Origin of the sequence: Saliniramus sp., from assembly GCF_035311605.1 — a bacterium.
In the GTDB taxonomy this organism is placed as follows: Bacteria; Pseudomonadota; Alphaproteobacteria; order Rhizobiales; family Beijerinckiaceae; genus Saliniramus.
Genome location: NZ_DATGCW010000062.1, coordinates 1 through 12,024, shown reverse-complemented (window position 1 = coordinate 12,024; position 12,024 = coordinate 1). Strand labels below are relative to the sequence as shown.

Sequence of the window (12,024 nt, the reverse complement as noted above, 5' to 3'; positions counted from 1 at the left end):
AATTCCCTGGGGCGCAAAGGGGTCACCCTCCGGTGCATTCGCTGCCGGGGGCTGCGGTGATGTATCGGGGGGATCAGGCGGGAGATCGGGCAGGATCGAGACGGGCTCGCGCACACGGGCGCGCGTTCGCGTATTGGTTTCGTCGCGGGTCGATGCCTGCGTGGGTGCGCGTGTCGGGGAGGATGTGGCAGGCTCGGCCTCCTCCTCCGCCGCGATCGCGCCGCGCAGCCGCAGCCCTGCGGGTTCGGCCGCCGGGGGGGCGGCGCTTTCCTGCTGCGCGAAGGCCGGGGTGGTCGCACCGGTCGGGATCACGAGGACGATGAGCGCCGCGCCGGCGAGCAGGGCACAGATTCGGCTTCGGGCGCGCGATGTGACAGGGCCCGGCGCCGATGCGCCCGGCATCGCCGTCACCGTCTTCGCTCTGCACGCGTGACCGGACATGATCGGGCACGATCCCCTGATTTCGGTCGCGCCTGGCGGCGCGGGCCGGTTCGCTTCATGGTTGGCAAGACGTAAACGAAAAGGGTTAACAGCTGGTCAATCACTGCAATGGCGCGATCGCGGGTTGTGGCTGGATGCAAAGGTGATTCCGGGATTTCCTCTTGCGTCGCCGCTTGCTACAAGCGCGGGCAACGGCCCGGCTGGGGCGCATGGGCGCACGCGCCGGTGATGCGAGAGGATGACGATGCAGCCGCAAACTTCCACAGCGGATCCGAAGGGCGAGGAAAAGGCCGGGGACAAGCCGGCGATCGCGTCGGCACGGCGCACGCTGCTGGCGGAAAGGGAAGGGCTCGACGCCATGCTCGTAGCTTTGGAGAACGGTCTCGGCGCACCGTTCATAGCGGCCATTGATGCCATCGCCGCCATGACCGGGCGGGTGATCGTCACGGGAATGGGCAAATCCGGCCATGTCGGACGCAAGCTCGCCGCGACGCTGGCCTCCACCGGTACGGCGGCCTATTACGTGCATCCTGGCGAAGCGAGCCACGGTGATCTGGGCATGATTCGCAGCGAAGATGTGATCATCGCCCTGTCATGGTCGGGCGAGACCAGCGAATTGTCCGATCTCATCGCCTATTCGAAACGCCACAGCGTCACCCTGATCGCGGTCAGTGCACACGCCGATTCGACGCTCGGACGTGCGGCCGATATCGCGCTGGCCTTGCCGCGGGCGCCGGAAGCCTGTCCGAACGGCCTCGCGCCGACGACCTCGACGACGATGCAACTTGCGCTCGGGGACGCCCTCGCCGTGGCGTTGCTGGAGCGGCGGGGCTTCACCGCCCGCGATTTCCGCAGCTTTCATCCCGGCGGCAAGCTCGGTGCCATGCTCAAGACCGCACGCGACATCATGCATGCCGGCGGGCGGCTGCCGCTGATCGCGGAGGACGAGACCATGGACGAGGCCCTCGCCATCCAGAGCGAGAAGAGCCTTGGATGCGTGGTCGTCACGAACGCAGACGGGCTGTTGACCGGAATCGTCACCGATGGCGATATCCGCCGGCACATGGCCAATGATCTTCTCGAACGGCGCGTTGCGCAGGTGATGACCCGCGATCCGATGACGATCGCTCCGGGCATGCTGCTCGGCGAGGCGCTGGAGATCATGCAGAACCGCAAGATATCGGCGCTGATCGTGGCCGAGGACGCCCGCCCCGTCGGGCTCGTGCATGTGCTCGACCTGCTGCGCGCCGGGATCGCCTGAAAGCGTGCTCAGGCGGTCGTGCGCGGCAGGCAGGCGAGATCCGCGCGCATGGCCTCCTGTGCCAACGGCGTGCGCGCCAGCAGATGCAGATGCCATTCGCAGGCGCCACGCTCCCGCATGACGTCACACCAGATATCGCGCGCATCTGCGGGGTGAGCCTCGGATATGCCTTCTCGCGTTTGCGCGGATCGCAGCGGGCATCCGCCATCGCCGGACATTTGTGCGGCGAGGCCCATACTGCCGAGCAGGACAGCGCCGTCATGGCCGTTACGTCCGACCGCGAGAAGCACGCCGCCGCCATCAAGTGGTGGCGGGTCACCGGCATCGAAGATGCTGAACACGTAACGCCGCCCCGAGCGCCCGCGCCATGCGGTGAGCGGCAGCGCTTCGCCCAGATCCGCCAGCGCCCGCAGAGCCTCCTCGCGCACCGCCGCGACGATTGAGGTCGCCGGTTGCGGATCGCGCATGAAGGAGAGGGCTGGCGCATGCATGTTCATAGTGTGTTCTGTTTACCGGCTCTGTTCCCGTTCTGTCAAGCGTGAAGATTCCCGTTTCGCTGGTCTTGCGGTTTCCGATCCTGCTTTGTACGCTGTTCGTATCGATTGTGCCGAGGTGCCCCATGCTCCAGCCCGCCCCCCCGGACACCCTCCTCGATGACGGACGGCAATCGCCGGCGGCTCTGGCTGTGCAACGCGGCGTGCGGCGGCTCTTCGCGCGCATGCAGGCTGCGAGCGTCACCGAACTCGTGCTCGCGAGCGGGCGCCGGGCCGATGTCGTGGTGCTGGGGCGCGGTGGTGAGATCGCGATCATCGAGATCAAGTCGAGCGTCGCGGATTTCCGGGCAGACCGGAAATGGCAGAGCTACCGGGCCTATTGTGACCGTTTCTATTTCGCCGTGCCGGAAGCGTTTCCCGCAGCGCTGATCCCCGAGGATGCCGGGCTGATTCTCGCCGATGGTTTCGATGCGGCAATCCTGCGCGAGCCGCCCGCGCATCCGCTCGCCGGCGCGCGGCGCAAGGCGATGACCCTGCGTTTCGCCCATGCGGCGGCCGGCGCCCTGCTCGCCATCAGCGATCCGGCGGCGCGCCTGCCGGATGCGTTCTGACGGGCGCAGTCGGGCGGGCAGCCGGGCGCGTCAGGTGTTGATGCGTCGCGATCAGCCCGATCAGGCCAGCACGCCGTGGCAATGCTTGAACTTCTTGCCCGAGCCGCAGGGGCAGGCTTCGTTGCGCCCGACCTTGCCCCAGGTGGCAGGATCATTCGGATCGCGCTTCTCCGACGGTACAAAACCCGTGGCGCCTGCCGCGCCACCACCGGAACCGGCCGCGCCGAGGCGCGAAGCCGGGCCCGAGGGGGCATCGAACTCGTTCTCGCCGGTATTGGGATTGCGATGCTCGGCATGCATTTCCGGCAGTTCGGGCTCCGGCGGCTTCTCGAAGACCACCTCGACGCGCATCATCTGGGCGGTGACCTGCTCACGCAGGCGCGTGATCAGCCCCTCGAAGAGCTGGAAGGCTTCGGATTTGTACTCGTTCAGCGGGTCGCGCTGGGCCATGCCGCGCCAGCCGATGACCTGGCGCAGATGCTCAAGCGTGACCAGATGCTCGCGCCAGAGCTGGTCGAGGCTTTGCAGCAGGACCTGCTTTTCGACATAGGTCATGACGCGCGGCGTGTTCTTCTCGACGCGCCCGGCATAATGTGCATCCGCCGCCTCGCGCAGACGCTCGCGCATCTCCTCATCGGCGATGCCCTCCTCGCGCGCCCAGTCATCGACCGGGGAATCGAGATTGAGCAGCTTCTGCACATCCTCCTTGAGGCCCACGACATCCCATTGCTCGGGATAGGCATCGGCGGGAATGTGACGGGTGACGATATCCTCGACGAGATTCTGGCGCATGTCGTCGATGGTTTCGCGCACGCTCTCCTCGGCCATGAATTCGCGGCGCTGCTCGAACACGACCTTGCGCTGGTCGTTCATGACGTTGTCGTATTTGAGGATGTTCTTGCGGATGTCGAAATTGCGCATTTCGACCTTCGACTGCGCTTTCTCGATCGCCTTGTTGATCCAGGGATGGGTGATCGACTCGCCCTCTTCGAGGCCGAGCTTGGTCAGCATGTTCTCCATCCGGTCGGAGCCGAAGATCCGCATCAGATCGTCCTGCAGCGACAGATAGAACTTGGAGCGCCCGGGATCGCCCTGACGACCGGAGCGCCCGCGCAGCTGGTTGTCGATGCGCCGTGATTCATGGCGTTCGGTGCCCATCACGTAGAGGCCGCCCGCCTCCTTGGCACGCTCCTTGAAAGCTTCCGTCTCGCGTCGGATCTCCTCCTCGCGCCGGGCGCGCTCGGCCTCGTCGGTGACGCCATCGAGCTCGCGCGAGATCCGCATCTCGGCATTACCGCCGAGCTGGATGTCGGTACCGCGACCGGCCATGTTGGTGGCGATGGTGATGGCGCCGGGCACACCGGCCTGGGCGACGATGAAGGCTTCCTGCTCGTGGAAGCGGGCATTGAGCACCGCGAAGGTCCCCGCTGCGCGCCCGCCGCGTGCCGCCTCGTAGAGCGGCTCCAGCGCTGTCGCCTTCTCGAAATCGATCAGCTTGAAGCCGCGCTTGACGAGCAACTCGGCCAGAATCTCGGATTTCTCGATCGAGGTGGTGCCGACCAGCGTCGGCTGGCCCTTCTCGGAAGCCTCGGCGATCTCCCGGATGATCGCCTCGTATTTCTCCTCGACCGTGCGGTAGACCTCGTCATTCTCGTCGAGGCGCGCAATCGGGCGATTGGTGGGGATTTCGGCGACATCAAGCTTGTAGATATCGGCGAATTCCTCGGCCTCGGTCGAGGCCGTGCCGGTCATGCCGGCGAGCTTCTCGTAGAGGCGGAAATAGTTCTGGAAGGTGATCGAGGCCAGGGTCTGGTTCTCGGGCTGGATCTTGACCTTTTCCTTGGCTTCGAGCGCCTGGTGCAACCCTTCCGAAAAACGTCGTCCCGGCATCATGCGCCCGGTGAACTCGTCGATGATGACGACTTCGTCGTTGCGCACGATATAGTCCTTGTCGCGCGTGAACAGCACGTGCGCGCGCAGGGCCTGATTGATATGATGCACGATGGTGGCATTGGCCGCATCGTAGAGGTCACCATCCTTCAGCAGCCCGGCTTCGCGCAGGAGCTCTTCCATGCGCTCGTTGCCGTCATCATTGAGCGAAACCGCGCGCTGCTTTTCGTCGAGATCGTAATGCTCGGGCGTGAGCTGCGGGACCAGCGCATCGATCTGGGTGTAGAGTTCCGAGCGGTCGTCGAGCGGGCCGGAAATGATCAGCGGCGTGCGCGCCTCGTCGACCAGGATCGAATCGACCTCGTCGACGATGGCGAAATGGTGCCCGCGCTGGGTCATCTGCGCGAGATCGTATTTCATGTTGTCGCGCAGATAATCGAAGCCGTATTCGTTGTTGGTGCCGTAGGTGATGTCGCAGGCATAGGCGTCCTTGCGCTGGACATCATCCAGCCCGTGCACGATCACGCCGACGGACATGCCGAGGAACCGATAGACCTGCCCCATCCACTCGCTGTCGCGGCGGGCGAGATAGTCGTTGACGGTGACGACATGCACGCCGCGCCCGGTCAGCGCGTTGAGATAGACGGGCAGTGTGGCGACGAGCGTCTTGCCCTCACCGGTCTTCATCTCGGCGATGTCGCCTTCGTGAAGCACCATGCCGCCGATCAGCTGGACATCGAAATGCCGCTGGCCGAGCACGCGCCGCGCGCCTTCGCGCACGGTGGCGAAGGCGGGAACGAGCAGGTCGTCGAGCTTCGCGCCGTTGGCGAGCTGTTCGCGGAACATGGCGGTGCGGGCACGCAGATCGTCATCCGACAGGGCCTCCAGTTCCGGTTCGAGCGCATTGATCGCCTCCACACGCGGGCGGTAGGCCTTGATGCGGCGATCATTCGCCGAGCCGAAGATTTTCTTCGCGAGAGTGCCGAACATGGATGTTTTTCGTCCAGTGCCGTTCCTGAGAACCGATATCGTCCGCAAACCGTCGCGGCGCGCCGTGAGGCCGCCTGCGCGCGGCCCGCGCATGCGTCATACACTTAATCATCGCCGCACGCATCCGAAAGGCCACGGCTGCGACAATCAAGAGGCGGAAGAGGCGAATGCCCGATCTGGTGCGCGTGCAGGGTCTTGCACATCGCGCCCGGATGGGCCACCAATCCCTCATGCGCCGTTGCTTTAGCAGAAGGTGCGCGCGATTTCCAACCGGTTGATACGGTTGGCATGGCGTGTTGCTGCTGCGAGGCATGGTGAAAATCGAAAAAAAGCGGGCCGGCCCGATCGGTCCAATCGGAAACGTGATGACCCCGCAGCCCCCGCTGCAATGCTCAAGGACAGCTGATGATCGTGCAAAACATGCAAAATCCGATTGCCCCCTCATCGATCCGGCGGGTTGCCGGGCATCTCCGTCGCCGTGTGGCGCCGCTCGCGCTGGCTCTGCCGCTCGCGCTCGGTCTCGCCATGACGCCGCCGGTCGCAGCGCAGGATGATCCCGATCGCGTCGTCGCGCGCGCCGGTGACATCGAGATCACGGCAGCTGATATCGCCATCGCCATGGCCGATCCGGCGCTGCAGCTGCGCGATGCCGATCCGGCCGAGCGCCTCGAGATCGTGATCACCTATCTGGTGGATCTGCGGCTCGGCGCGCAGGCCGCGATGGAAGCCGGCATGGGCGATGACGAGGAATTCGCCCGCCGGGTGGCGTATCTCCGCGAGAAGATGCTGCTGGAAGACTACATGCAGAGCGAAGTCGATGATGCCGTCACCGAGGAGGCCGCGCGCGATCTCTTCGAGACCACGACGGCGGGCGTCGAGCCCGAGGACGAGGTGCGTGCGCGCCATATCCTCGTCGAGGAGGAGGCGCAGGCCATCGCCGTACGCGAGCGCCTCGAAGCCGGCGAGGAATTCGCCGAAATCGCCCGCGAGGTCTCGCAGGATACCGGTTCGGCCCGCAATGGCGGCGATCTGGGCTTCTTCACGGCGGGCCGCATGGTTGCGCCGTTCTCCGAAGCCGCTTTCGCCCTCGAGCCCGGTGAGGTTTCCGAACCGGTCGAGACGCAGTTCGGCTGGCACGTGATCAAGGTCGAGGAACGGCGTGAAACGCCGATGCCGGAATTCGAGGAGATGCGCGAGCAGATCGACAATTTCCTCACGCGTCAGGCCCAGCAGGCCGTCATTCTGGGCCTGCGCGAGGGAGTCGAGATCGAACGTCTCGATACCGGAGAGGACGAGGCGCAAGCCGGCGACGACTGATGTCGGCCCACCGCCCTCAATGCAGGGAGGAATCTCGCCTTTTATGAAGCGCGTGCCTCATTCCCTCCCAAGCGGGGAGGGAATGAGGGCAGGTCGAGGCGCTGTGTACAGGTGACCGGCGTTGCGGATTTCGCACGCGGGTCACCCCCCCTTGATCCCTCCCCTGAGGGGAAGGAAACCCCTGCCTGGTGGCATTTCACGAAATCGCACTAGGCAGGTGGGGTCGTGCATGCGATGAGGCGCATATGCGGGCCGTCCGGTCCGCGCGATGACAACCGCTTACAGATCCGGATCAAGGCCATGTCCGACAAGGTTTCTCCCCTCGCACCGCAATCCTACCCTCAGATGGAGAGCGTTCCCGGTGTCGTTCTCGCGACGGCTGAGGCGGGGATCAAGTATCGCGGGCGTAAGGATGTGCTCTTTGTCGGCTTGTGTGAAGGTACGCAGGCGGCGGGCGTGTTCACGCGCTCGAAATGCCCCTCCGCACCGGTGGAATGGTGCCGTGCCAATCTCGGGCGCGGCGCGGCCCGGGCGCTCGTGGTGAATTCCGGCAATGCCAATGCCTTCACCGGTGTCAAGGGGGCCGCCGCCGTGGCGCAGACTGCCGATATCGCCGCTCGCGCCGCAGGCTGCGAGCCGCATGACGTGTTTATCGCTTCTACCGGCGTGATCGGCGAGCCGCTCGCAGCCGAGAAGTTCGAGGGTGTGCTCCAGGATTGCGCCGCCCGCGCCGTGCCCGATGCCTGGGATGCGGCGGCGCGTGCCATCATGACGACCGACACCTTCCCGAAATACGCCACCCGCAAGGTGCGGATCGGCGATTGCGAGGTGGTCATCAACGGCATCGCCAAGGGCTCGGGCATGATCGCGCCCGACATGGCGACGATGCTGTCCTTCGTCTTCACAGATGCGCCGATCGCGCAGGAAGCGCTCCAGGCGCTCCTGTCAGACGGAGCCGATCGCTCTTTCAACTGCGTCACGGTCGATGGCGACACCTCAACCTCTGACACGCTGATGCTGTTTGCCACCGGCGAGGCGGCAAAGCGCGGCGCGCCGATGATCTCGGATGCAGCTGATCCGCAACTCGTGGCCTTCCGGCAGGCGCTGGACGATCTTCTGGTCGAGCTGGCGCAATGGGTGACGCGCGACGGGGAGGGCGCCTCGAAATTCGTCACCATCGATGTCGCAGGCGCCGTCAGCGCGGATTCAGCCCGCAGGATCGCCATGGCGATCGCCAATTCGCCTCTGGTCAAGACAGCGATCGCGGGTGAGGACGCCAATTGGGGCCGTATCGTCATGGCAGTCGGCAAGGCGGGCGAACCGGCTGACCGGGATCGTCTGGCGATCCACTTCGGCGACATCCGCGTCGCCACTGATGGCGAGCGCGACCCGGCCTATGTCGAAGAAAAGGTGGCGGCGGTGATGCGCGAGCAGGATATCGGCATCCGTGTCGATATCGGCCTCGGTGAGGGCCGCGCCCGGGTCTGGACCTGCGATTTGACCAAGGAATACATCGCCATCAATGCTGATTACCGCTCCTGAGGCGCTGCCCGCACAGGATCGTGAAATGCAAAAAGCCCGGTCTCGTGACCGGGCTTTCGTTTGCTTGCAGGCCTTGCCGCGCCTCAGAAATTCACTGCACGGGCGCGTTTGACCTGCGGCAGGGCCTCGATCTTGTCGAGCACGTCCTTGCCCGCCGGCTGGTCGATGGCGACGAAGCAGATCGCGTCCCCTCCCGGCGCGTCGCGACCGAGGCTGAAAGTGGCGATATTCACACCCGAATCACCCAGCAGCGAGCCGAATGAGCCGATGAATCCCGGCTGGTCGGCATTGCGCACATAGAGCATATGCGGGGCAAATTCCGCATCGACATCAATGCCCCGGATCTCGACCACACGCGGCTTGCCGTCATGGAAGACCGTGCCGCCGGCATGACGGGGCATGTCCTTGGCATCAATGGTGATGCGGATGAAGCTGTCGTAGTCGCTCTGCTCGTTGTCGCGCTTCAGTTCCTCGACCATGATGCCACGCTCGCGCGCCACCAGCGGCGCCGAGACCATGTTGATCTCGGGCAGGAACGGGCGCAGCGCCCCGGTCACGGCGGCGGAGGTGAGCGCCTTGGTGTTCATGGCGGCGACATCGCCCTCGTATTCGATCCGGATGCCCCTGATCTCGTCTTCGGTCAGCTGGCCAAGGAAGGAGCCGAGCTTCTCGGCGAGTGCCACGAAGGGGCGCAGGCGCGGGGCCTCGTCGGCGGTGATCGAGGGGAAGTTGATGGCGTTCTCGATCGCGCCGGAGATCAGATAATTCGACATCTGCTCGGCCACCTGCAGCGCGACGTTCTCCTGCGCTTCCGCCGTCGCCGCACCCAGATGCGGCGTGCAGACCACGTTGGGATGGCCGAAGAGCGGGTTCTCCTTCGCCGGCTCCTCCACGAACACATCGAAGGCCGCGCCGGCGACATGGCCGGAATCGAGGGCCGCACGCAGGGCCACCTCGTCGACGAGGCCGCCACGGGCGCAGTTGATGATGCGCACGCCCGGCTTTGTCTTGGCGATCGCATCGCCGGAGAGGATGTTGCGGGTCTTGTCCGTGAGCGGCGTGTGCAGCGTGATGAAATCGGCCCGCTTCAGCAATTCGTCGAGCTCGACCTTCTCGACATTGAGCTCGCGCGCCCGGTCCGCGCTGAGGAACGGATCATAAGCCACGACATGCATGTGCAGCCCGTTGGCGCGGTTCGCGACGATCGCGCCGATATTGCCGCAGCCGATCAGGCCGAGCGTCTTGGCGGTGATCTCCGTGCCCATGAAGCGGTTCTTCTCCCACTTGCCGGCCTGGGTGGAGGCATCAGCCTGCGGGATCTGGCGGGCGAGCGCGAACATCATGGCGATGGCGTGCTCGGCGGTGGTGATGGAATTGCCGAAGGGCGTGTTCATCACGATCACGCCGCGCGCGGTCGCTGCCGGCAGATCGACATTGTCGACACCGATCCCGGCGCGCCCGACGACCTTCAGCCGCTCGGCATTTTCGAGGATCTTCGGCGTCACTTTCGTGGCGGAGCGAATGGCGAGGCCATCGTAATCACTGATGATCGCGGCGAGCTTGTCCTTGTCCTTGCCCAGATCGGGCTGGAAATCCACCTCGATGCCGCGCTGCCTGAAGATCTCAACGGCGGCGGGGGAGAGTGCGTCGGAAATGAGAACGCGAGGCTTGCTCATGAGCGTTGTCCTTGTGATGGGGCGCATCGGGGATGCGCGGGAATTCGGAAATGTCGGGCGTTTGCGCGCGTGTCACCCCACCCCGACCCCTCTCCTAAGGGGAGGGACAACCTTCATGAAGGGCTCGCCCTGTCTCCCTCCCCTGAGGGGAGGGAATAAGGGTGGGGTGCAGCGCGAAGCGCAATACGGCTGGAAAACTCACGCAGCCTGTGCGAGCTTCGCCTTTTCCAGCGCGAAGGCCCAGTCGAGCCAGGGGGTGAGCGCTTCGAGATCGCTCGTCTCGACGGTCGCGCCGCACCAGATGCGCAGGCCCGCCGGCGCGTCGCGATAGGCTCCGATATCGAAGGCCATGCCCTCGGCTTCGAGCGTCGAGACGATGCCCTTGGCGACCTTGGTCACGGCTTCCTCGCCGGCAGCGAGCACATCCGGATCTGCGATGGTCAGGCATACGCTGGTATTGGAGGCGGTGGCCGGATCGCGGGCGAGATTGGCGACCCAGGCGGTCTTGCCCACCCAGTTGTGGATCACGCCGGCATTGGCATCGGCGCGCGCCACGAGCGCGTCGAGCCCGCCCAGAGCCTTCGCCCACTTTAGCGCATCGAGATAATCCTCGACGGCGAGCATGGAGGGCGTGTTGATGGTCTCGCCCTTGAAGATGCCCTCATTGAGCTTGCCGCCCTTGGTCAGGCGGAAGATCTTGGGCAGCGGGCGATCCGGGGTGAAGCTTTCCAGCCGTTCGACGGCGCGCGGCGACAGGATCAGCATGCCGTGAGCGGCTTCGCCGCCGAGCACCTTCTGCCAGGAGAAAGTGACGACATCGAGCTTTTCCCAGTCGAGCTTCTGCGCAAACGCCGCCGAGGTGGCGTCACAGATCGTGATCGCGTCGCGGTCCGCAGCGATCCAGTCGGCATTGGGGACGCGCACGCCCGAGGTGGTACCGTTCCAGGTGAAGACCACGTCCCGGTTTTTCGTGTCGAGCTTCGCGAGATCCGGCAGGTCGCCGTAATCGGCCTTGATCACCTGCGAGTCATCCAGCTTGAGTTGCTTGATCGCATCCGTCACCCAGCCTTCGCCGAAACTCTCCCAGGCGACCATATCGACGCCGCGTGCGCCGAGCATGGTCCACATGGCCATTTCGACGGCGCCGGTATCGGAAGCGGGGACGATGCCGATGCGGTAATCATCGGGAACCTGAAGCACTTCACGGGTCAGCGCGATCGCCGCGGCGAGCTTCGCCTTGCCGATCTTGGCGCGATGCGAGCGCCCGAGGGCGGCGTCGGAAAGGGCTGCGGGGCTCCATCCGGGGCGCTTGGCGCAGGGACCGGACGAAAAGAAAGGCGCGCGCACGGGCGCTGCCGGCTTGGTCTGATTGGTCATTTTGACTCCATCCTCTCAGATGGGCGCCTCCCGTTGGGGGGAGGTGTCCCGCCGACGGGTATGACGGCGTTGCCGGTTCCCGTCAACAGCCTCGCGCTGGGGAAGGATGGCAAGCGATACGGCGCGCCGGGGTTCCGACACGCCGCAAGGACTTTCTGACGATGGATTTGCGCTGATGCCGGGATTTCTCAGAATTTCACGGCGGCGCCGGCGCGGAAATTGTGCAGGTTGACGTTTGCACCGTTCAGATCGGGAAAATGCAGATACTGCCATTCACCACGGATGAACAGATTCTCCGTAATGGAGACGTCGACACCGGCACCGCCGGCAAGGCCGATGCCGATGCGACGTTTGCGACGGGTCTCGGTTTCGTCGAGATCGCCGATGACGACGCCCGTTGCGACAACGGTCTCTGTCGTGTCGAC

General features: G+C 65.0%; 9 protein-coding genes and 1 pseudogene. 4 read left to right on the top strand and 6 right to left on the bottom strand.

Features of this window, described 5'->3' with window-relative positions; genetic code table 11:
- Positions 1-441: pseudogene (locus tag VKP01_RS03125) on the bottom strand (hypothetical protein); the annotation flags it as partial.
- A gap of 244 nt (positions 442-685) precedes the next feature.
- Here VKP01_RS03125 and VKP01_RS03120 point away from each other — a divergent pair.
- On the top strand, positions 686-1,702 hold the full coding sequence (locus VKP01_RS03120) for a KpsF/GutQ family sugar-phosphate isomerase (protein WP_324410183.1): 1,017 nt from the start codon (positions 686-688) through the stop codon (positions 1,700-1,702).
- 8 nt (positions 1,703-1,710) lie between these two features.
- Here VKP01_RS03120 and VKP01_RS03115 read toward each other — a convergent pair whose 3' ends face one another.
- The gene (locus VKP01_RS03115) at positions 1,711-2,193 is read right to left on the bottom strand and encodes a hypothetical protein (protein WP_324410181.1); all 483 of its coding nucleotides are present in this window, start codon (positions 2,191-2,193) and stop codon (positions 1,711-1,713) included.
- 128 nt (positions 2,194-2,321) lie between these two features.
- On the opposite strand from VKP01_RS03115, the gene VKP01_RS03110 reads away from it, so the two are divergent.
- Positions 2,322-2,807, top strand: coding sequence for an MmcB family DNA repair protein (locus tag VKP01_RS03110; protein WP_324410180.1), 486 nt, complete (start codon positions 2,322-2,324; stop codon positions 2,805-2,807).
- Positions 2,808-2,867: 60 nt separating this feature from the next.
- Here VKP01_RS03110 and secA read toward each other — a convergent pair whose 3' ends face one another.
- Positions 2,868-5,687: a preprotein translocase subunit SecA gene (gene secA, locus VKP01_RS03105; RefSeq protein ID WP_324410178.1), complete on the bottom strand. Its 2,820-nt coding sequence runs from the start codon at positions 5,685-5,687 to the stop codon at positions 2,868-2,870.
- A 405-nt stretch (positions 5,688-6,092) separates the two neighbouring features.
- Here secA and VKP01_RS03100 point away from each other — a divergent pair, with 405 nt between their 5' ends.
- Both VKP01_RS03100 and argJ read left to right on the top strand, forming a co-directional pair.
- The gene (locus VKP01_RS03100) at positions 6,093-7,004 is read left to right on the top strand and encodes a peptidylprolyl isomerase (protein WP_324410176.1); all 912 of its coding nucleotides are present in this window, start codon (positions 6,093-6,095) and stop codon (positions 7,002-7,004) included.
- A gap of 300 nt (positions 7,005-7,304) precedes the next feature.
- Complete coding sequence (gene argJ / locus VKP01_RS03095) at positions 7,305-8,546, top strand: bifunctional glutamate N-acetyltransferase/amino-acid acetyltransferase ArgJ (protein ID WP_324410174.1); 1,242 nt, start codon at positions 7,305-7,307, stop codon at positions 8,544-8,546.
- Positions 8,547-8,629: 83 nt separating this feature from the next.
- On the opposite strand, the gene serA is transcribed toward argJ, so the two are convergent.
- From serA to VKP01_RS03080, 3 genes are all read right to left on the bottom strand, one after another.
- On the bottom strand, positions 8,630-10,222 hold the full coding sequence (serA, locus tag VKP01_RS03090) for a phosphoglycerate dehydrogenase (RefSeq protein ID WP_324410172.1): 1,593 nt from the start codon (positions 10,220-10,222) through the stop codon (positions 8,630-8,632).
- A 198-nt stretch (positions 10,223-10,420) separates the two neighbouring features.
- Complete coding sequence (locus tag VKP01_RS03085) at positions 10,421-11,599, bottom strand: phosphoserine transaminase (protein ID WP_324410170.1); 1,179 nt, start codon at positions 11,597-11,599, stop codon at positions 10,421-10,423.
- Positions 11,600-11,787: 188 nt separating this feature from the next.
- Positions 11,788-12,024 (bottom strand): outer membrane beta-barrel protein (locus VKP01_RS03080; protein WP_324410168.1); only part of this gene is annotated, 237 nt, incomplete at its 5' end.

What these genes read in the sequence shown, in the direction of transcription:
- VKP01_RS03120 (WP_324410183.1), top strand. Translation starts at nt 686, where the DNA reads ATGCAGCCGCAAACTTCCACAGCGGATCCGAAGGGCGAGGAAAAGGCC.
- VKP01_RS03115 (WP_324410181.1), bottom strand. Translation starts at nt 2,193, where the DNA reads ATGCATGCGCCAGCCCTCTCCTTCATGCGCGATCCGCAACCGGCGACC.
- VKP01_RS03110 (WP_324410180.1), top strand. Translation starts at nt 2,322, where the DNA reads ATGCTCCAGCCCGCCCCCCCGGACACCCTCCTCGATGACGGACGGCAA.
- secA (WP_324410178.1), bottom strand. Translation starts at nt 5,687, where the DNA reads ATGTTCGGCACTCTCGCGAAGAAAATCTTCGGCTCGGCGAATGATCGC.
- VKP01_RS03100 (WP_324410176.1), top strand. Translation starts at nt 6,093, where the DNA reads ATGATCGTGCAAAACATGCAAAATCCGATTGCCCCCTCATCGATCCGG.
- argJ (WP_324410174.1), top strand. Translation starts at nt 7,305, where the DNA reads ATGTCCGACAAGGTTTCTCCCCTCGCACCGCAATCCTACCCTCAGATG.
- serA (WP_324410172.1), bottom strand. Translation starts at nt 10,222, where the DNA reads ATGAGCAAGCCTCGCGTTCTCATTTCCGACGCACTCTCCCCCGCCGCC.
- VKP01_RS03085 (WP_324410170.1), bottom strand. Translation starts at nt 11,599, where the DNA reads ATGACCAATCAGACCAAGCCGGCAGCGCCCGTGCGCGCGCCTTTCTTT.